Raw genomic sequence first — 18,861 nt, forward strand, 5'->3', positions numbered from 1 at the left:
CCGGTAAATAGCCATTCATCTGCATAGATCAAAAAAACCAACAATAAACCCATTATCCCGGAACTAAAGAAACTGTTATGGATCGTAAAAAGAATAATTTTAAATACCCAGGAACACGTGTTGCAATGGATGGAAATACCGCGGCCATTATGTGCGAGCGAGAATCATCTGATGCCGCCGGTGCGTACCCCATAACCCCTTCTACACAAATGGGAGAGTATTGGGCAGAAGAAGCGGCTAAAGGACATCTGAATATTTCTGATAAACCCCTTATTTTTATAGAACCAGAAGGAGAACATGCCGCGGCTGCAGTAACAGCCGGCCTCTCTATGACAGGCCAGCGCGCGGCCAACTTCTCATCCGGGCAGGGAATTGCCTATATGCATGAATCCCTTTATGCTGCGGTAGGAAAAAGGCTTACCTACGTATTGAACATAGGTGCCAGGGCAATGACCAAATCTACTCTGAACGTACACGCCGGGCATGATGACTATCACTCTATCGATGACACCGGTTTTTTTCAACTGTTTGCTAAGAATGCTCAATCGGTAGCTGATTTAAATGTTATTTCGCACAGAATTGCTGAACTGGCATTAACTCCCGGTGTAATCGCCCAGGACGGGTTTTTGACCACGCACCTGATCGAATCCTTACTTATTCCTGAGCGTGAATTGATCAAAGAGTACCTGGGTAGGCCGGATGACATCATTGAAACACCTACTGCTGCTCAAAAAATTATTTATGGTGATACGCGTCGTCGTATTCCGGAGCTCTGGGATGTAGACAACCCACTAATGGCGGGAATTGTCCAGAACCAGGACTCGTATATGCAAAGTGTGGCGGCACAACGGCCTTTCTTTTTCGACCATATCAAAGAATTGACTGACCTTGCCTTTGATGAGTACTATAAACTGACCGGGCGCCTATATGAGCGTGTGATGTCCTACCGTGCTCAGGATGCAGACTACCTGATCCTCGGACAAGGAAGTGTAGTACCCAGTGCAGAAGCAGTGGTAGACTACCTGAGAGAAAAAAGAAACGTTAAAGTTGGTGTTGTCAATCTGGTTATGTTCAGGCCTTTCCCCGCAGATCTTATCGCCAGGTTGTTAAAAGGTAAAAAGGGAGTAGTGATCCTGGAAAGGTTAGACCAGCCTTTGGCAGCTGATCCACCCATTGCCAGAGAAATCCGCGCAGTTTTAACGAAGTGTATTGAAAATGGGGCTAACAAAAAGGAGAAGCCTTATCCCGACCTAATAAATTATGGCCCCTCAGACATGCCTGCATTCTATTCCGGCTCTTTTGGAATGGGAAGCCGTGACTTGCAGGCAGAAGGTATTATTGGCGCGGTTGAAAATATGTTGCCCGGTGGAAAGCATAAGAAACAGTTCTACTTATCCATTGACTTTATCCGGGAGCAGGCCTTTACTCCAAAACAAAAGGCCTACCAGGAAACAATTCAGGATGCCTACCCACATGTAAAAGACCTTGCTATACGTGGGTCAGAAAACCCCAATCTGATGCCCAAAGAGGCCATAACGGTTCGCTTTCACTCCATTGGCGGCTGGGGTGCCATCACCACAGGTAAAAACCTGGCGATGACACTTTTTGACCTGTTGGGATACGATATCAAAGCAAACCCTAAGTATGGTTCAGAGAAAAAAGGGCAGCCGACCACCTACTATCTTGCGGCTGCCCCTGAACCTATTCGTGTTAACTGTGAGTATTTCTTTGTAGATGTAGTGCTATCACCAGACCCTAATGTGTTTAAGCATACCAATGCGTTGGCCGGATTGAAAGAAGGCGGATGCTTCATCATCCAAAGCGACAAAACAAAACCGGAGGATGTATGGGCTGAGATCCCGAAACACTACCAAAAACTGATTATTGATAAGGACATTCATATTTTTTATATCGATGGTTTTAAAATAGCACGGGAAGAAGCTACTGACCCCGAGTTACAATTGAGGATGCAGGGAATAGCATTTCAGGGAGCATTTTTTGCTGCTTCTCCGCTTATGAAAAGTGCAGGCCTTTCAGAGGTGGCATTACTTAAAGCCATTGAAGATCAATTGCAGAGCAAATTCGGAGCAAAAGGCCAGCGTGTAGTCGATGACAATATGAGGGTGGTAAAACGTGGCTTTGATGAGGTACATGAAATTACCAACAAAGTGGTGACGACTGAGAAATCAGAAAAGACCAATGGACAACCACCGCTGCCCATCCCCACGATGATAAAAAGCATTCCCAAAAGTGAATCTAACCTTAGTGATATTCATCGGTTTTGGGAGCAGACAGGTAATTTCTATCTGAGAGGTATGGGTAACGATAACCTGACCGACCCGTTTATCGGACTGAGTGTCATGCCTGCTGCTACTTCACTTTTCAGAGACATGACAGGTATTCGTTTTGAACATCCGGAGTGGATACCCAATAACTGTACAGCATGTGGTAACTGTTATACAGTTTGTCCCGATACTGCCATCCCGGGATTAGTAAGTGAGTTGTCAGATGTGTTGGATACCGTGGTGAAACGGGTGAAGAAAAATCATGGTAAGGTAGAACATCTCCCGAAGGCGGTAAGACACATGGAAGGCAAGGTCAGGGCTTTGTTCCAGGAGCCTAAAAATGGGGCCACAGTAAATAATTTCATTCAGGACGCTATTGACCAGACCATTGAAGAAAGTAAAGAAGGTGAGGAGTTTTCGAAAGAACTCGAATGGTTTCGAGAAGAATTGGGAGATTTTCAGTTTGCCCTGACACGTCCTTACTATGATCTGCATGAAAAAGAACAACCTAATAGTGGGGGATTGTTTAGCATTACCATTAATCCTAACACCTGTAAAGGATGTATGGAATGTATAGAGGTCTGTGATGATGATGCCCTTAGACCCATTATCCAAACAGAAGGCTCCATCGCTCAACTTAGAAAAGAGTGGGATTTCTGGACCGATCTACCCAGTACACCCCAAAAATATAATCGTATTGATGACCTGGAAGAAAAGATCGGACCCCTGGAAACGATTTTATTGAACAAAGATGCCTACCTCAATTTTGCTAGTGGTGATGGCGCTTGCTTAGGGTGTTCGGAAAAGTCAGTGGTCCATCTGTTTGTAGCCACGGTGGAAGCACTGATACAACCACGGATAAAAAAACATATAGCCTACCTGGATGAGCTTACTGAAAAACTTGAAAAACATATTCAGCTCAGACTTATGAATACTGTCAACGTAGGTGATGCAGATATGATGTCAAAGATCATTGCAGAGACAAAAGACAGTGATCTAACCATGTCGGGTATTGCCGGTAGACTAGAAACAGAAAAAGGCAGTGAGCCCATAGACCAGGAATGGTTGCAGGAGGTAACACAGTTACTCGCCAAACTGAAGCAGTTGAAATGGAAATATACCGATGGCGCTACAGGAAAAGGTCGTTCGTCCATGGGGATGACCAATGCTACCGGGTGTACTTCCGTATGGGGTAGTACCTGGCCGTTCAATCCATATCCTTTCCCCTGGGCTAACCACTTGTTTCAGGATTCTACTTCTATGGCCATGGGCATTTTCGAAGGACATATGGCGAAAATGGCCGAAGGGTTTAAAACCATAAGGAAAACAGAACTCGAATTAAGCGGATCTTACAATCCGGCTGAGCATGATGATTTCTTTACATATTTCAACTGGGAGCAGTTCAGTGATGAAGAATGGTTACTCTGCCCTCCGGTAGTTGCTTTGGGAGGTGATGGGGCCATGTACGATATAGGATTCCAAAATCTGTCGCGTATGATGGCTTCCGGTAAACCCATCAAGGCAATAGTGGTGGATACCCAGGTTTATTCCAATACCGGTGGACAGGCCTGTACCTCCGGGTTCGTGGGGCAGGTCTCAGATATGGCTCAGTATGGCAAGGTGTGGAAGGGTAAATCCGAGCCACGTAAAGAGATCGGTTTAATAGCTATGGCGCATCGGAATACCTATGTACTGCAAGGTACTTTGGCTAATACCAGTCAGATGATCGAAGGGTTTATAGACGGGTTGATGGCCAAACGTCCGGCACTGTTTAACCTTTACACCACCTGTCAACCGGAACATGGAGTAGCGGATGATCTTGGCGTCCATCAGGCAAAACTGGCGGTGGAGTCACGTGCTTATCCTGTTTTTAAATACGATCCGGACCAGGGTATAAAGGCGGAAGAGGCTTTCAATCTGGACGGTAATCCTGCTATGGATAAAACATGGCCTACTTATAAGTTAAAATATATTGAGAATGGTCGGGAAAAATCAATGGAAGTAGCCATGACTTTTGCTGACTTTGCTATTACAGAGGCACGATTCAGAAAGCATTTTCGTCAGGCCCCGCGGGACACCTGGAATGACAACATGGTGGTTTTGGAAGAATTTCTTGAAATGGACGCAGATGACCGTGAAGGGAAATTTCCATATATCTGGGCGGTAGATAAAAAACAACGTTTGAGCCGTGTATTGGTAGCTAAACCTATTGTGGAATCCTGCGAAGAACGACGTGATTTCTGGATCATGCTCCGTGCTTTGGCAGGGGTGGAAACAGAGCACGCCGAAGCAGTAGATATCGAGAGTAAGGTACGTGCGGAAGTGGTCGGAAAGATCACTCAGGGCTTGATGAAGCTGGCAGGTGATGAGGGTGGTCTGATGGACCTGGCTATGCCTGAATCCAATGGGCAAGGTACGCCTGAAGCTGCGGAAGCAGTGAAGAGCTCTAATGGTGATTATATGGCCCCATGGCTGGAAACAGAGGAATGTACGGCATGCGATGAATGTATCAAGATCAATCCGAACGTATTTGAGTATAATGAGGACAAAAAAGCCTTCATTAAAAATGCTGACGCAGGAACCTACCAGGAACTGGTAAAGGCGGCAGAAAAGTGTACGGCAAGAGTGATACATCCCGGCTTACCGGCAGATCGAACAATGAAAGATGCTGATAAATGGATAAAAAGGGGTGAAAAATACAACTAATACATGTTGAGTTTTCACAAAAATACATTCAGACATGGTGTGCACCCCCCGGAGTACAAAGATGAAACCAGGGGTTTGCCTATCCGTCAATTTCCCTTTGCTCCTGTTATAATTCTCCCTACCGTTCAGCATATCGGTGCTCCTTCGGAAATTGTTGTTCGTGAAGGGCAGGAGGTGCTTCGCGGACAACTGCTGGCCAAATCCGGCGGATATGTATCTGTGCCGGTGCATGCACCTGTTTCCGGGACTATTCGAAAAATTACCAATGTACCCACCATTACAGGTAAAATGGTGCCTGGTATTTACCTGGAAGCATTTCCCGCCTCTGGCCAGGAAGTGATGGAAGGTACTCCTATTGAAATAGAAACAGCTACCGGAGAGGAGATATTGCAAGGTATTCAGGCCGCAGGAATTGTAGGGCTGGGTGGCGCTGCATTTCCTACACACGTAAAATTAAAGATCCCAGAGGACAAATGCTGTGAGGTTCTCATCATTAACGGTATTGAATGTGAACCTTTTTTAACCACTGACCATAGGGTGATGCTGGAGCAGGCAGATGATATTTTTATGGGCATTCGTTATTTGCTTAAAGCTACCGGTGCAAAACGGGTGATCATTGGTATAGAAGCAAACAAACAAGATGCGGCCAAACACTTGAAAGGGCAGGCTCCTAATGATCTCCCGGTTACGATAAAGGTAGTTCCTGTGAAATATCCCCAGGGTTCAGAGAAAATGCTGATTACGTCGTTACTGGGGTATGAGGTCCCATCCGGGGGACTACCCATAGAAGTAGACTCAGTAGTGGTGAATGTAGCTACTACTGCCGAAATCGGTCGGTTATTACCACATGGGCGTGGTATTCAGGAACGTGTGGTGACCATTACGGGACCTGGAGTGAAAAAGAAAGGTAATTATTTAATACCTGTTGGTACACCACTTCGCTATGTATTGGAACAAGTGGGAGTAGATAAGCACATTAGTGAGGTCTATATGGGTGGGCCTATGATGGGTGTGGCTGTTTCAAACCTGGATATATCTATAGTGAAAGGTACCTCCGGTATTTTGGTCTTTGGAGAAAAAGACGTCAAAAAAACATCTAAAGTATATCCATGCATTAAATGTGGCGCCTGTGTAGATGCTTGTCCCATCTCACTTAACCCCTCCCGATTGGGTATTCTGGCAAAATTTGAAGCCTACGATCAAATGGTCGAAGATTATCATTTGCTGGATTGCTTCGAATGTGGATCATGCTCTTATGTCTGTCCTTCCCATATCCCACTGGTGCAATATTTCAGGTTGTCAAAATCGATTGTAAGAAAACGTCAAGCTATAAAACAGGCCGCTGCAAATGTTAACTAGAACCTTAAATATCAGCACATCGCCACATATCGCTAAGGGTATTAGCACCGATGTGATCATGCAAAATGTGGTTTGGGCATTGGTTCCTGCAACACTCTTTGCCGCCTATTCTTTTGGCATAAGCGCGGTATTGGTAATATCGGTTTCTGTTATTTCTTGTGTGCTCACTGAACATTTTTTATGTAAATTTTCCAAAAAAGGAAGCACCATATCCGATTGGTCTGCGGTGATCACAGGTCTGTTGCTGGGGCTTACATTACCACCTATTTTTCCATTATGGATGACCTTTTGCGGAGGTGTGATAGCCATTGCATTGGGTAAATTCGTTTTTGGAGGACTGGGATATAATGTATTTAACCCTGCTTTAGTAGGCCGGGCTGTACTGCAAGCCGCATTTCCGGTAGCTATTACCACATGGTATCCGGCTTTTTTAGAAAACCGTTTTACCAGTGTGGCCACTTCCCTGACCGCCTTGCCCTTTATGCAACCAACCTTTGACGGTACCTCCGGAGCAACTCCATTGTCTGCCTTTAAGTTTGATCATATCACTGCCAATACCTCAGACCTGGCGCTTGGGCTCGTCAGCGGCTCCACAGGGGAGACTTGTGCAGCGCTTATTTTCCTGGGCGGACTTTATTTGATAGCCCGTAATATGATGAACTGGCGTATACCGGTGGCTATTTTAGGAAGTGTTTTTGTGTTCAGTGGTGTATTGTATCTTTTTGATAGTCAGGTTTACCCATCTCCGGTATTTATGATTTTTTCTGGAGGGCTAATGCTTGGCGCTATGTTTATGGCCACCGATATGGTAGGCTCACCTATAACCTCTTTGGGAGTAGTGATCTATGGTGTTTTTATAGGTGTACTGGTAGTGGTCATACGAATATGGGGAGGATTACCCGAAGGAGTGATGTACGCTATTTTATTGGGAAATGCTCTCTCACCACAAATTGATAAAATGATCAAGCCCAGGGTGTATGGAACCGCTAACCATAAGAAATGATATGAACGAAACTAAAACAGCGCCTGAGAATACGCCTACCAGTAGCATGAAAATGCTTCGTGCCATGATGGGGATTGGAATACTTTGCGCCCTGTTGATCGTATTGACTTTTGAAGGCACCCTTCCAAGGATAAAAAGACTGAAGGCTGCTGCATTGGAAGAAGCTATCTTCAAAGTACTTCCGGGAACGGCAAAAACCGTCGCTTTCAAACTTGATCAAAACAACACATTTGTCAGGGCAAGTAGTGAAGATAAAGACGGGCAGATAGTCTATGCCGGCTATAGTGAAAGTGGAGAGCTGGTAGGAGTTGCTATAGAGGCCAGCGGTCAGGGGTATGCAGATGTAATACGTATTCTTTACGGGTATGACCCTAAATCGCAGAAAGTCGTTGGGTTTTACGTGTTGGAGAGCAAGGAAACTCCCGGGTTAGGCGATAAAATCGAAAAAGACCCTGACTTCCTGGCCAACTTTGATGCCCTGGATATCTCTTTGGAAGATGACGGCAGCGCTGTTAAAAACACGGTGGTTCCTGTGAAACAAGGAGCAAAGGAAAATCCATGGGAAGTAGATGGTATTACAGGCGCTACCATTTCCTCTCGTGCAATTGGTAATATCCTGGGTATTAGTACAGCATTTTGGGCGCCTTTGATCCATAAAAACCAGGAAGCATTTATAGCGCAAAATTGAAGAATGAAAAAGTATCTAAATGAGTAACCCGGTACAGCATAAGACCAACACAGGCTTTTTTTCATCCTTAAAAGCCAGTCCTTCCACAGACGAATTCATTAAAGGCTTGTGGCGTGATAACCCTGTATTTGTCCAGGTGTTAGGTATGTGCCCTGTATTAGCAGTGTCTAACACAGCTGAAAATGCCCTGGCTATGGGGCTGGCAACTGCCTTTGTGTTGTTAATGTCTAATGTATTGGTGTCCTCCTTACGGAATTTCATTCCCAAGCAGGTGCGCATAGCTTCATATATCCTGATCATTGCCACATTTGTCACCATAACGGATTATGCTATTCAGGCCATCAGTGTAGAACTGCATAAAAGTCTTGGCGCCTTTATCTCACTCATTGTAGTGAATTGTCTGATCCTGAGCAGAGCAGAGGCATTTGCTTCTAAAAATACTATTGGAAAGTCGGTACTCGATGCCCTGGGCATGGGAGCAGGGTTTGTTTTTGCCCTGTTTTGTCTGGGTGCGGTAAGAGAACTTTTGGGGAATGGAACGCTTTTCGGGTTTCCATTTTTACCAGGCGGTTTTCAGGCATGGATTGTCATGATATTGCCGGCAGGTGGCTTTTTTACATTAGCTCTCTGGTTACTGATTTTTAACATTGCTAAAGAAAGGAGGTCAAAAACATGAATACGGAATCACTTTGGCAGATCTTCATCAGTGCCAGCCTGGTCAATAATTTTGTTTTGGCTTACTTTCTGGGTATATGCCCTTTCCTGGGAGTGTCCGGAAAAATGGAAACGGCCACCAAAATGGGAGGTGCAGTTACATTTGTAATGCTTATCAGTTCGATGTGTGCCTATGGCATTCACGCATTGTTGGTGGCTATCAATGCTCCTTTTCTACAGCTGATCAGCTACATTGTTGTGATCGCTTCTACAGTGCAACTGGTAGAAATGTTCATTAAGAAAATGAGCCCCGCTTTATTCAGAGCGTTGGGTATATTTCTACCCTTGATCACCACGAACTGTGCCATCTTAGGTTTAGCGCTTTTTCAGACCAGTAAATCGTATGGTTTTGTCCAGAGTTTCGTATATGCTTTAGGAGCAGGTGCGGGATTTACACTTGCCCTGGTACTGATCGCGGGTTTACGTGAACAGCTGGAATTTGCCGAGGTTCCTAATGTAGTAAAAGGTACTGCACTTACCTTATTGATTGCAGGGATTTTGTCTCTGACATTTATGGGGTTTTCAGGATTAGGGAGTTGATAAGAAAAAATAGATTGAAAAAATTATGATCGGGACTTACATGATGGGTATTGGAGGGATGGTCACCTTAATAGTTCTTTGGGTGCTGGTCCAGTCCTATTGGCGAAAAATATTTTCAGCCCACATTACCGATGAAGATGTATTGGCAGGCAGAAGTAGTTGTGGCAACTGTGGTTGCCTCACTTCTTGCAAAAACAAACAGGAACAAGATTCTATAGAAAACACACTTAAAGAATAATCATATGGCACGTTTAGCAGACTATGATATAGCACATCAGTACCAGGCTACTGTTAAAAAAACAGAGCGATTGACCCCCGCCAATACGGAAGAAGTACGGGAAATACTATTGGAAGTGAAACAGCCGGAGTTTCAATGCCAGGTAGACCAGAGCTTTGGAGTGCTGGTGAATACTTCCGGTGAATTTGGTAAGACGACACACCACCGGCTTTATAGTGTTGCCGACCTGCCGGGTAAAGCGAGTGGAAAAACACAGATCACCATGCTGGTGAAAAGATGTTCTTATGTAGATAGTTTTAGCGGAGAACTATATCCGGGTATAGGGTCCAATTATCTGTGTGACCGGAAAATAGGAGATGAAATCACCATCACCGGACCTTTCGATCTGCCGTTTGCCGTGCCGGAAGATAAAAATGCCAACCTTATATTGATAGGTATGGGAACAGGTATAGCTCCCTTTCGTGCTTTCGTAAAGCACATTTACACCCATGAAAAAGACTGGAAAGGTAAGATCAGATTGTTTTATGGTGCGCGAAGCGGCTTAGAACTTCTTTATCTGAATGAAAAAGACGGTGACTTGATCAATTATTATGATGAAACCACCTTCGAAGCATTTCACGCCTTGAGTCCGCGCCCTCACTGGGCTGATCCTATTGCTTTAGATGAGGTGATCGAAGAGCGAGCCGCAGAGATTATTGATATGTTATCAAAATCGAATGTATATGTATATGTGGCAGGATATGAAAAAATCAGGGACATGTTGGATAAAGCCTTTTCTAATATCCTGGACTCCAAAGAAAAGTGGTTAACGCGTAAGGCGGAATTAGTAGCGGGTAAGAAATGGGCTGAAGTTATCTATTGATGTCAATCGTTATAGCACTTGCAGCACTGGGTGGTCTCACGCTCTTATTGGCCATAATGCTTATTGTGGCGAATAAAAAGCTTTATGTCTATGAAGACCCTCGAATTGATGTAGTAGAAGACTTGCTGCCTCATGCGAATTGTGGCGCCTGTGGTTTTCCGGGGTGTCGCCCTTTTGCTGAAGCGCTGGTATCTGGAAGTGTGTTGCCAGGCAAGTGTACGGTCAGCTCTGAAGAGGGGCAGGTAGCTATAGCAAACTTTTTAGGAGTGGCGCTGGGAGCAGAAGAAAAGCAGGTGGCCCGTTTGGCCTGTGCCGGTGGTACTAATGTAGCGCTGAATCGTGCCCAATACCATGGTATACCCACATGTCAGGCTGCCTCGCTGATTTCCGGAGGAGGCAAAGGGTGTTTTTGGGGTTGTCTGGGACACGGTGATTGTGAAGTATCCTGTGATTTTGATGCGATCACTATGGATGCCTATGCTCTACCACATGTTGATGCAGACAAATGTACTGCTTGTGGGGATTGCGTGGAAGCATGTCCCAAAGACCTGTTCTCACTACAACCCATAAGCCATCAGCTTTGGGTAGCTTGCAAAAGCCTCGAGGCAGGTGACGAAATATTGGAAGATTGTCAGGTAGGTTGTACGGCATGTGGTAAATGCGCGATGGACGCCCCGGGTGATCTTATAACGATGAAAAATAATTTGCCCGAGGTTAACTACGCACTGAACCATCAGACACAAATTCCTATTCAACGATGTCCTACAGGTGCCATTGTTTGGCTGGATAAGCAGCTAGGAGTAATAAAAGGAAAAGAAAGTAAGAAAATCATTCGAAAAGGCAAGCGCGAGCTAGGGTATTCATAACGACACATTGAACGGATTACCTTCCTGTTTATAGATCAGTCTGCGTGTTGATCATAACAGCAACCAATAGACGCTCATCCAATTTGGTTAACTGCTAAAAGTCATGATTTTGCTGTGAGATAAGATGAGTTCAGAAATTGAGTAATTAAAAAAACACTTTATTTTTGTGAAAAAAACGCACATTGAAACTTCAGAATATAAATAAGGCTTTAATCCTGATAGCAAGTTCAGTCGTTATCGCCTACACACAAAGTTGCAATAATCCAAAAAGCACCCCTGAATCCGTTGTTCAGTCTAACGTGTCCACGGTAGATGTTGGCGAATCTGCCTATAAACGGGCTTGTATGACATGCCATCAGTCGGAAGGACAAGGGCTTCCGGGTACCTATCCGCCACTAGCTGCTACGGATTGGGTGACAGGAGGTAAAGAACGGCTGATAGGGGTCGTCATTAACGGCATTCAGGGTGAAATAGAAGTGAATGGCACCTTATATAATGGCGTTATGCCGCCTATGTCCTATCTGAGCGATAAACAAGTGGCTGACATTCTTACCTATGTTCGAAATAGCTTTGGTAACGAAGCATCAGCCATTACTAAGGAAGAAGTAGCTACCGTAAGGTCAGGAAAGACGTTGGCCAGCGATTGATCTTTACATTCAATGAGTCATAATCACCGGGCTGTGATTGATCAGATTATGACGAACTTCCTTTGGTTTTTAGTCGTCACTGATCAATAGCTTCCCCGCTTCGAGCATCCTGGCGTTGACAAATACTTTGTACCAATACATGCCCTGAGGCAGGTCATTACGATATAGAATAGTTTCTTGTGTTCCTTCCAGATGTCTTACTTCATTGCCCAGGGCATCAAAAAGTAATACCTGTAGTCTTTCATTAGCTTCGATGGAACTATTCAAACGGAACGTGGTAAAAGAAGAGAAAGGATTAGGGTGAACCGTCATCTGCGCCATAAAGTTTTGATAGGATACTGCAATAGTCTTGGAATATTCAAAAGCACCATCAAAATCTGTTTGTTTAAGGCGATAGTAAGATACTCCATGAACAGGGAACTGATCTGTGTACGTATAGTTTAAAAGCTGTACCCGCACCATTGACAACTCCCAATGCCTGGAAGTCGCCGGCATCCATACTTTTTTCAATGGTAAAAAAGTCATTGAAAAGTTCGGTGGCCGTTACCCATTTCAATTCAACACTGTTTTTATCCGATGCCACTTTGGCCTCAAAACTTACCAGTTCCACGGGCAGGGGAGCAACGCTGACAGTAGCTGTTTGTAATTGCTCAACTGAGCATGTAATAGGGTCGGTGTCGGTGCCCGGCACATTAAAAGTTGTAGTAGAAGTTAAACTCCCTGTGGGCAGTAATATGGTGCCACCCGTACCAACCACTGCTGAGCCAATAGTTGAATCATCAGCATCATTTCTTAGCTGGTAGCTCACGTCTACTTCAGAATTAGCGACTTCTATCGTAGTAGGCCCTCCTGAACCCAAATTATCGTTGGTACTGGTTATACCACGGTCATTTTATTATTAAAGAATGAAAAACTCCAATCCGACTTCATAATACTCTTCTAAAGGCACTTTGTCCCATTTTGTATAGCGTTGCTGCTTGTGGCAATAGCCGCCATGCTACAAAAACGATGAATGGACACAGACAAGTGCATGGCACTATATTAACCGCTATGTGAAGGCTTTCTCCTGTTTCCGTTGCAGCCAAAGTCCAGGGTAAGGGTAAGCCGAAATAATTTCAGGCTCAGGCCTATACAGTCCGCATGTAGTTTGCCTCCCATTTGCCGGACATGATTTAGCGCCATGCAGATGGGCAGTTCGTTAGAATTATCAATACCGTTCAGGAAGGGTACATCCGTATCCAGCGATACAGCCAGCCTGCTTTGGGTCGAGTGCAGGTCTACCAGTACGAACGTGCCATTTTTAACCTTTACATGTGCGCACAGGTGTATCAGGGTAGTATAAAGCCTGTTTTTTGTTTCTTCATAACAGGCAGGCTCCGCAGAAAGTAATTCCTCTAAAGGGATGGTATAGCCTTTACACGAGAAGCTGACGAACATCTGCGTCTGCCTGTTTTGCAGGTTGTGGCAAAACTGGCGTACAATATACCCAAGCCTGTGAGGCTTTAAGGCACATTGTACCATCCCATACAGATAGACATCGTCAAAAATCAATGAGAGGATACGGTAACGTACTTCCCCGGGTTCTATTTTTTCCAGGCATTTGAAAACGCTGTCCGTATCACCGGCGCGTACGGCTTTACAAAGCTGATCATAGGGTTCGGGTGTGTCCATGGCGTTCTTTTTTTAAGTGGTAGGGTTATTACTAGCTTTCGGTGAACGCTAAGTACACTAACACCCCCTTTGTATTGTACCATTTTCATTGGTAATTGGATGGTAATTTTACCAGCCATTATGGGTATTTTTACCAAGAAAGGCGAGCGCCTTTGTAACTAGCCCCCGAGTTAATATATTTGATTTATGGAACACACAACAACACCCCGCCCCAAGCACATGGGAAGAAAAGTAAGACACATGCGAGAGTTACTGAACTTAACGCAAGATGACTTAGCCGAAAAAATAGATATGAGCCAGCAGACAGTATCTAACATCGAATCCAGCGAGAAGGTGGACGATGAACAACTGGAAAAAGTGGCCAAGGCGATGGGAGTGACGGCTGATGCCATCAAAAATTTAGATGACAGTGCAACGGTATATAACATTGTCACAACGAATAATGGAGCTGTAGGTTTGCAGAATTACAACTGCACTTTCAATCCTTTGGATAAGTTGATGGAGACCATCGAGAAAAATGAAAAGCTATATCGCGAACTGCTCAAAGAGAAAGACGAAAAAGTAGCGATGCTGGAGAAACTGATGGATAAATTGAAGTAACATACCGTCTACCTATTGGGAAAAGCCCTTCCGAGATTAACCTCCTCTATTCTTTAAGCTTTACTGCCAGGGGAAAGTAACAGGGCGCGAATCGCTAAAAACAGTACTTAACTGAGATATAAGTTGCATTTTAGTAAGATTAACGAGCTAAAACTCTGTACAAAATCACTAAAGGTCGGTACAGAATCATTTTGCCGCATTGAAAAATCATTCTGCCTCATCAAAATATCACAAAGACGTATACTAAAATCATTCTGCCGCACCTGGAAATAACACTGTGGCACCTGAAAGTCATAAAGCCGCATCAAAAAATTATTCCGCGGCACCCGGGAATGACACTGCAGCATCCAAAAATCGCAACGCCGCATACCAAAAGTATAAAACGGCAGGCACCCACCACAATAGTGCAGCGCTGAAGCACTCTGTGACTCTCTGACACGAAATTCACGCAGGGCAATTCATGGATAAGAACAGTGCTTAATACTGAATTTACTGCCTCTCTGATAATCTATGGTAGTACGGCCTAAGACCAGTGCAGTCGTTGATTCTGTCTTGGCTAAAGTGATTGATTTTTGAAAAATGAATGCCCTTCACTTTGAAGATCACCGTTTATTTTCTTATCTCATTATTGTACATAGTAGTCCCATTTTTTTGATCTATCAAAGGCTACACCTCATCCGGTCTTTTCATTCATTCATCGAATAACTTATAAGTTATGCAACTATAAATAGTCCTTTAATTCGCATCGCAGCATAATACTTGACACTTTATGAAGAGATATTTATTGTTGATTGTACTGGCTTCTCCATTTTACAATCAGAGTATAGTGGCCCAGACCAGGGGCTTTATTTATGAGCCTGCATCGGTTTCAGGGGCGGCTGTACTTGATCCTAATGGTGATGGGTATATTTCCAATACCGGACAGGGGTTTATGAGTGTAACAGATGATGTTTCTGAGTTTGAAATTTCCATGTTCCCATTGCCTTCTATCGGCTCTGGCGAAACACTATCAGATATACGTTCCGGCCCGGACTGCGGATTCACAGATCTTTCCGTAGACTCAAACGGAGATGCTATTTACAGTACATTGGATGCTGGTAATAACCTCATATTTCGTTTTCGTTTATCCGATTACCGGCCCAATGCCAAAGGATACACGGTATTCATAGACACCGATCAACTCTATGGTAGTGATGACCCCAACAGTACTACAGAAAATCCAGGGTTTGAAATAGCCGTTGTATTACGATCAAAGTCTGACGTATTCATAGCGGATATTGACGGTGCTACCAACTGTAGCAGCATAGTACAAACCTATACCCTATCCGATAATCATCAAAAAGCCATAGCCGGTATAGAAAGTTGCGGCGATGCGGACTACTTCTATGACTACTTTGTTCCTTTTGCCGACCTTACGGCGAATTTCGGCATTACCACTTCCACACCATTGAGAATGGTAGCCACTACCAATACTTCCAACAGTTGCGCGCTGGAAGGTTCTGTATCAGATGTAGGTGGGCTGGATGACAGTCAGTATGGCGAATGTGTTACCTGCGCCTGGGAGGACATGGTGGATGCTTCAGTACCAACACCTCCCAGCAACCTTATGAATGGAGGCTCGGGATATCCGGCCATACGAACAGATTGTCCTGTAATAGATCAACCTATCGCACAAGGGGCTGTTACAGTTTCCGGGACATCCGAGAATAATGCCAGTATTGATATTTTAGTCAATGGAGTGATGGTGGACAATGTAATGGCTGATGGTTCAGGAAACTGGACGTCCAATACATTGACAGCGCTGTCACCGGGTGACATTGTCAGGGCAGAAGGCACAGCACCCGGAAAGTCAGTATCAAAATCAGATTGTAACTCAGCCACGGTTGGCGCTACCTGTACCAGTGTTGTTACGGATGGTGGATTGTTAACAGCATCTAATAAAGGTATTTGTGGTAATGCCGGAAGCGGCATAGCCGGAGCTACGATTAATATATACCTTAACGGTGTTTTACTCAACCCATCAGGGGGCTCTGACGGAGCGGGCGGCACAGGTTTTTCCGGAAACGTAGTTGTAAACCCGGACGGTTCCTGGTACTGGAAGTGTAACGGTAATAACACCAGTTGCACCAGTGGTGGTAATTGTAGTTTTGCCAATGGAGTATATCAAATCACTCAAACCGTATCCGGCCAGTGCGAATCCGAATCCATCATTTTCTGCTATAATGTAGCCGGCACTTCTTCAACTCCCGTTGTTACCGGGCCCATCATAACCACCGATACGGACGTATCCGGAACTTCTGCTGCCAATGCAAATATTATACTCTATGCGGACGGAGTTCAGATCGGCACAACTATGGCCAATGGGTCAGGCAACTGGACGGTATCTTCTTTGTCCCTTTCATTGTGTCAGGTTATCACAGCCAGGGCGATAGAATCGGGAAGTTGTATTTCGAATGTCTCCACAGCAGTTTCGGTAAGTGAAGTCTCTACGGCTCCGACAATTACAGGCACCTATTGTTCCGGCGGCACCACCTCTGTCAATATTTCAGGGACATCAACCGAGGTTGAAAATACAGTGATCGAAGTGTTTTTAAATGCCGTATCCCAGGGAACAACCACAGTAAACGAATTCGGGAACTGGTCTTTAAGCAGTGTAAGCGTAAGTCCGGGTCAGGTGATTACGGCCACTGCAGAGGCTTCCCCGGCATGTAAAACCACGAGTGTTGCTTCAGGCGGAGTAACCGTTGGCAATCAGTCGGGTAATGCAGGATTATCCATAACCTCACCCGTTACTGAAGGAGCTGTTTCAATTTCAGGAGTAGGGATCAATGGAGATCTGATCAATCTGTATATTGATACGGACCTGTTGGGCTCAACTACCGTATCCGGGGGTTCATGGATGATTGCCGGATTCACCGATGAGATTTACGCCGGGGGAGCTTTAACGGTTACGGCAACTACAGGTGCCAATTGCGAAAGTTCTGAAACTACAGCTACTATTGTTCAATGTACAGCGCCTTTAAATAATCAGACGCTGGCCCTTATAGGTGGTGACGATGAGGTATGTGAAGTGCTGGAATTTGCCACGTTTACCTTGGTCAATTCTGAGGCAGGCATAGTATATCAACCGGTAGATGGCGTGGGTAATGATCTCGGGTTTTCAGTCCTCGGTACTGGCGGGGATATTACCCTAACCACTTTTGCACTTAGTTCAAATCCTACCACAGTCAATGTAAAAGCTTTTAGAATTACGCCGGGTGTCAGTTGCGAATCAAACCTTACTAATGACATAACTTTTACAGTAAATCCGCTACCGAATGCTTCCCTGGCAGTAAGCCCCAATGCCTCCTCAGTTTGTAGCGGAGAAGGTCTTGACGTTCAGATAGATAATATTCAGACCGGCGTAGAATACCAATTGAGGGAAGAAAACGGACAAACATTGATAGGTACTGCTCAAACCGGAACGGCAGGTTCATCCCTTACACTCAACACTGGTACAATCACTACTACCACTGATTTTACTGTCGTAGCAACCAATACAACCACGTTATGCTCCGTGGATCTGACCAATACTGTGTCCGCTACTGTATCCGGTATTGCTCCGTCAATAATTTTAGGCAGTGTTATAAATCCCATGTCTTGTGGTGGCAATGATGGCTCAATACAGATTACCAACCTAACTGCAAATACTACTTATGCCATAGATTATCAAGATGATGGAGTGAATATCAGTGCCAACCTTATTTCTAACGCCAGTGGAAACATATTGATTGAAAACCTTGACGCAGGAGATTATACGAACCTGAATGTCACGTTAAGCGGGTGTACATCAAACACCATAACCGGACCGGTTACCCTGTCTGATCCTGCAAACCCTACGATCACGCTGGGAACAAACCCTTCAGTCGCTGAAGGAGCTACGTCAACTGGGTTGCCTTATACAGCTACTTCGAACAGTCCAAACCAATATACTATTGATTATGATGCAGCAGCGAATACTGCCGGTTTCACGGATGTTATATCTCCGGTGACACTGACCACTACACCACTGACACTGGTAGTACCCGCAGCAGGACCGGCCGCTATATATAATGGCACCATTACTGTCTTGAATAGCACCACAGGATGTAGCTCAGGTCCGGTGGCTTTTACTGTAACAATAAATGATGTCACCTCACCCACTGTGGACATTCAGGGAGAGCCCGCGGCAGTGAACAGCACAGCAAGTTATAATGTGACCATTGAGTTCAGCGAAGATGTAACAGGTTTTTCGTTGGCCGATATCAGTGTTGGAAATGGCAGTGCCTCGAATTTTGTGGCGGTCGATGGCAATACCTACACGGCAGACATTACCCCGGACGGTACGGGTGACATCACGATTGACGTAGCCACAGCGGCAGCGCAGGATGGCGCTGGCAATGACAACACGGCCGCTACCCAGGCGGTAACGCTGTTTGATAACACCGCTCCGACAGTGGATATCCAGGGAGAGCCTGCATTAGTCAACAGCACAGCGAGCTATAATGTGACCATTGAATTCAGTGAAGATGTAACAGGCTTTTCGTTGGCCGATATCAGTGTTGGAAATGGCAGTGCCTCGAATTTTGTGGCGGTCGATGGCAATACCTACACGGCAGACATTACCCCGGACGGTACGGGTGACATCACGATTGACGTAGCCA

Annotated in this window: 15 protein-coding genes; 12 read left to right on the forward strand and 3 right to left on the reverse strand. The window is 45.0% G+C overall.

The annotated features are described in order from the left end of the window. Positions 1-77 precede the first annotated feature (77 nt). The 10 genes from FNH22_RS26525 (at position 78) to FNH22_RS26570 (ending at position 11,908) form a co-directional block, all read left to right on the forward strand. Entirely contained in the window at positions 78-4,991 is a 4,914-nt protein-coding gene (locus FNH22_RS26525) for a 2-oxoacid:acceptor oxidoreductase family protein (protein ID WP_143401544.1), read from the forward strand. 3 nt (positions 4,992-4,994) lie between these two features. Then, positions 4,995-6,350 carry an electron transport complex subunit RsxC gene (gene rsxC / locus FNH22_RS26530; protein ID WP_143401545.1) on the forward strand — a complete coding sequence of 452 codons (1,356 nt, stop codon included), beginning with the start codon at positions 4,995-4,997 and terminating at the stop codon, positions 6,348-6,350. After that, a complete protein-coding gene (locus FNH22_RS26535) occupies positions 6,340-7,353 on the forward strand; it encodes an RnfABCDGE type electron transport complex subunit D (protein WP_143401546.1) in 1,014 nt (337 codons plus the stop codon). The genes rsxC and FNH22_RS26535 overlap by 11 nt, the downstream gene beginning before the upstream one ends. A gap of 1 nt (position 7,354) precedes the next feature. After that, entirely contained in the window at positions 7,355-8,041 is a 687-nt protein-coding gene (locus FNH22_RS26540; protein WP_143401547.1) for an FMN-binding protein, read from the forward strand. A 19-nt stretch (positions 8,042-8,060) separates the two neighbouring features. Continuing rightward, a complete protein-coding gene (gene rsxE / locus FNH22_RS26545; RefSeq protein WP_143401548.1) occupies positions 8,061-8,717 on the forward strand; it encodes an electron transport complex subunit RsxE in 657 nt (218 codons plus the stop codon). Further along, positions 8,714-9,295, forward strand: a complete 582-nt coding sequence (locus FNH22_RS26550; RefSeq protein ID WP_143401549.1) for an electron transport complex protein RnfA — start codon at positions 8,714-8,716, stop codon at positions 9,293-9,295. The genes rsxE and FNH22_RS26550 overlap by 4 nt, the downstream gene beginning before the upstream one ends. Positions 9,296-9,320: 25 nt before the next feature. After that, on the forward strand, positions 9,321-9,533 hold the full coding sequence (locus FNH22_RS26555) for a hypothetical protein (RefSeq protein ID WP_143401550.1): 213 nt from the start codon (positions 9,321-9,323) through the stop codon (positions 9,531-9,533). A 4-nt stretch (positions 9,534-9,537) separates the two neighbouring features. Beyond that, positions 9,538-10,395: a ferredoxin-NADP reductase gene (locus FNH22_RS26560; RefSeq protein ID WP_143401551.1), complete on the forward strand. Its 858-nt coding sequence runs from the start codon at positions 9,538-9,540 to the stop codon at positions 10,393-10,395. After that, complete coding sequence (locus FNH22_RS26565; RefSeq protein ID WP_143401552.1) at positions 10,395-11,261, forward strand: RnfABCDGE type electron transport complex subunit B; 867 nt, start codon at positions 10,395-10,397, stop codon at positions 11,259-11,261. The genes FNH22_RS26560 and FNH22_RS26565 overlap by 1 nt, the downstream gene beginning before the upstream one ends. Before the next feature lie 182 nt (positions 11,262-11,443). Continuing rightward, the gene (locus FNH22_RS26570; RefSeq protein ID WP_143401553.1) at positions 11,444-11,908 is read left to right on the forward strand and encodes a cytochrome c; all 465 of its coding nucleotides are present in this window, start codon (positions 11,444-11,446) and stop codon (positions 11,906-11,908) included. Between the two features lie 69 nt (positions 11,909-11,977). Here FNH22_RS26570 and FNH22_RS32145 read toward each other — a convergent pair whose 3' ends face one another. The 3 genes from FNH22_RS32145 to FNH22_RS26580 form a co-directional block, all read right to left on the reverse strand. Next, positions 11,978-12,229: a T9SS type A sorting domain-containing protein gene (locus FNH22_RS32145; protein ID WP_185154425.1), complete on the reverse strand. Its 252-nt coding sequence runs from the start codon at positions 12,227-12,229 to the stop codon at positions 11,978-11,980. Between the two features lie 64 nt (positions 12,230-12,293). Beyond that, the gene (locus FNH22_RS32150; RefSeq protein WP_185154426.1) at positions 12,294-12,767 is read right to left on the reverse strand and encodes a hypothetical protein; all 474 of its coding nucleotides are present in this window, start codon (positions 12,765-12,767) and stop codon (positions 12,294-12,296) included. Positions 12,768-12,949: 182 nt separating this feature from the next. After that, positions 12,950-13,579, reverse strand: a complete 630-nt coding sequence (locus tag FNH22_RS26580) for a hypothetical protein (RefSeq protein WP_143401555.1) — start codon at positions 13,577-13,579, stop codon at positions 12,950-12,952. Positions 13,580-13,798: 219 nt separating this feature from the next. Between FNH22_RS26580 and FNH22_RS26585 the strand changes: the two genes are divergently transcribed. Together FNH22_RS26585 and FNH22_RS26590 are read left to right on the forward strand one after the other, a co-directional pair. After that, the gene (locus FNH22_RS26585; RefSeq protein WP_255518165.1) at positions 13,799-14,179 is read left to right on the forward strand and encodes a helix-turn-helix domain-containing protein; all 381 of its coding nucleotides are present in this window, start codon (positions 13,799-13,801) and stop codon (positions 14,177-14,179) included. A 769-nt stretch (positions 14,180-14,948) separates the two neighbouring features. Further along, positions 14,949-18,861: S-layer family protein (locus tag FNH22_RS26590; protein WP_143401557.1), on the forward strand; the 3,913-nt coding region annotated here is incomplete at its 3' end.

Source organism: Fulvivirga sp. M361, assembly GCF_007097395.1.
GTDB lineage: Bacteria > Bacteroidota > Bacteroidia > Cytophagales > Cyclobacteriaceae > Fulvivirga.

Excerpts from the sequence above, each read along its gene's own strand:
- FNH22_RS26525 (WP_143401544.1), top strand. The coding sequence starts at position 78 with ATGGATCGTAAAAAGAATAATTTTAAATACCCAGGAACACGTGTTGCA.
- rsxC (WP_143401545.1), top strand. The coding sequence starts at position 4,995 with ATGTTGAGTTTTCACAAAAATACATTCAGACATGGTGTGCACCCCCCG.
- FNH22_RS26535 (WP_143401546.1), top strand. The coding sequence starts at position 6,340 with ATGTTAACTAGAACCTTAAATATCAGCACATCGCCACATATCGCTAAG.
- FNH22_RS26540 (WP_143401547.1), top strand. The coding sequence starts at position 7,355 with ATGAACGAAACTAAAACAGCGCCTGAGAATACGCCTACCAGTAGCATG.
- rsxE (WP_143401548.1), top strand. The coding sequence starts at position 8,061 with ATGAGTAACCCGGTACAGCATAAGACCAACACAGGCTTTTTTTCATCC.
- FNH22_RS26550 (WP_143401549.1), top strand. The coding sequence starts at position 8,714 with ATGAATACGGAATCACTTTGGCAGATCTTCATCAGTGCCAGCCTGGTC.
- FNH22_RS26555 (WP_143401550.1), top strand. The coding sequence starts at position 9,321 with ATGATCGGGACTTACATGATGGGTATTGGAGGGATGGTCACCTTAATA.
- FNH22_RS26560 (WP_143401551.1), top strand. The coding sequence starts at position 9,538 with ATGGCACGTTTAGCAGACTATGATATAGCACATCAGTACCAGGCTACT.
- FNH22_RS26565 (WP_143401552.1), top strand. The coding sequence starts at position 10,395 with ATGTCAATCGTTATAGCACTTGCAGCACTGGGTGGTCTCACGCTCTTA.
- FNH22_RS32145 (WP_185154425.1), bottom strand. The coding sequence starts at position 12,229 with ATGGCGCAGATGACGGTTCACCCTAATCCTTTCTCTTCTTTTACCACG.
- FNH22_RS26580 (WP_143401555.1), bottom strand. The coding sequence starts at position 13,579 with ATGGACACACCCGAACCCTATGATCAGCTTTGTAAAGCCGTACGCGCC.
- FNH22_RS26585 (WP_255518165.1), top strand. The coding sequence starts at position 13,799 with ATGGGAAGAAAAGTAAGACACATGCGAGAGTTACTGAACTTAACGCAA.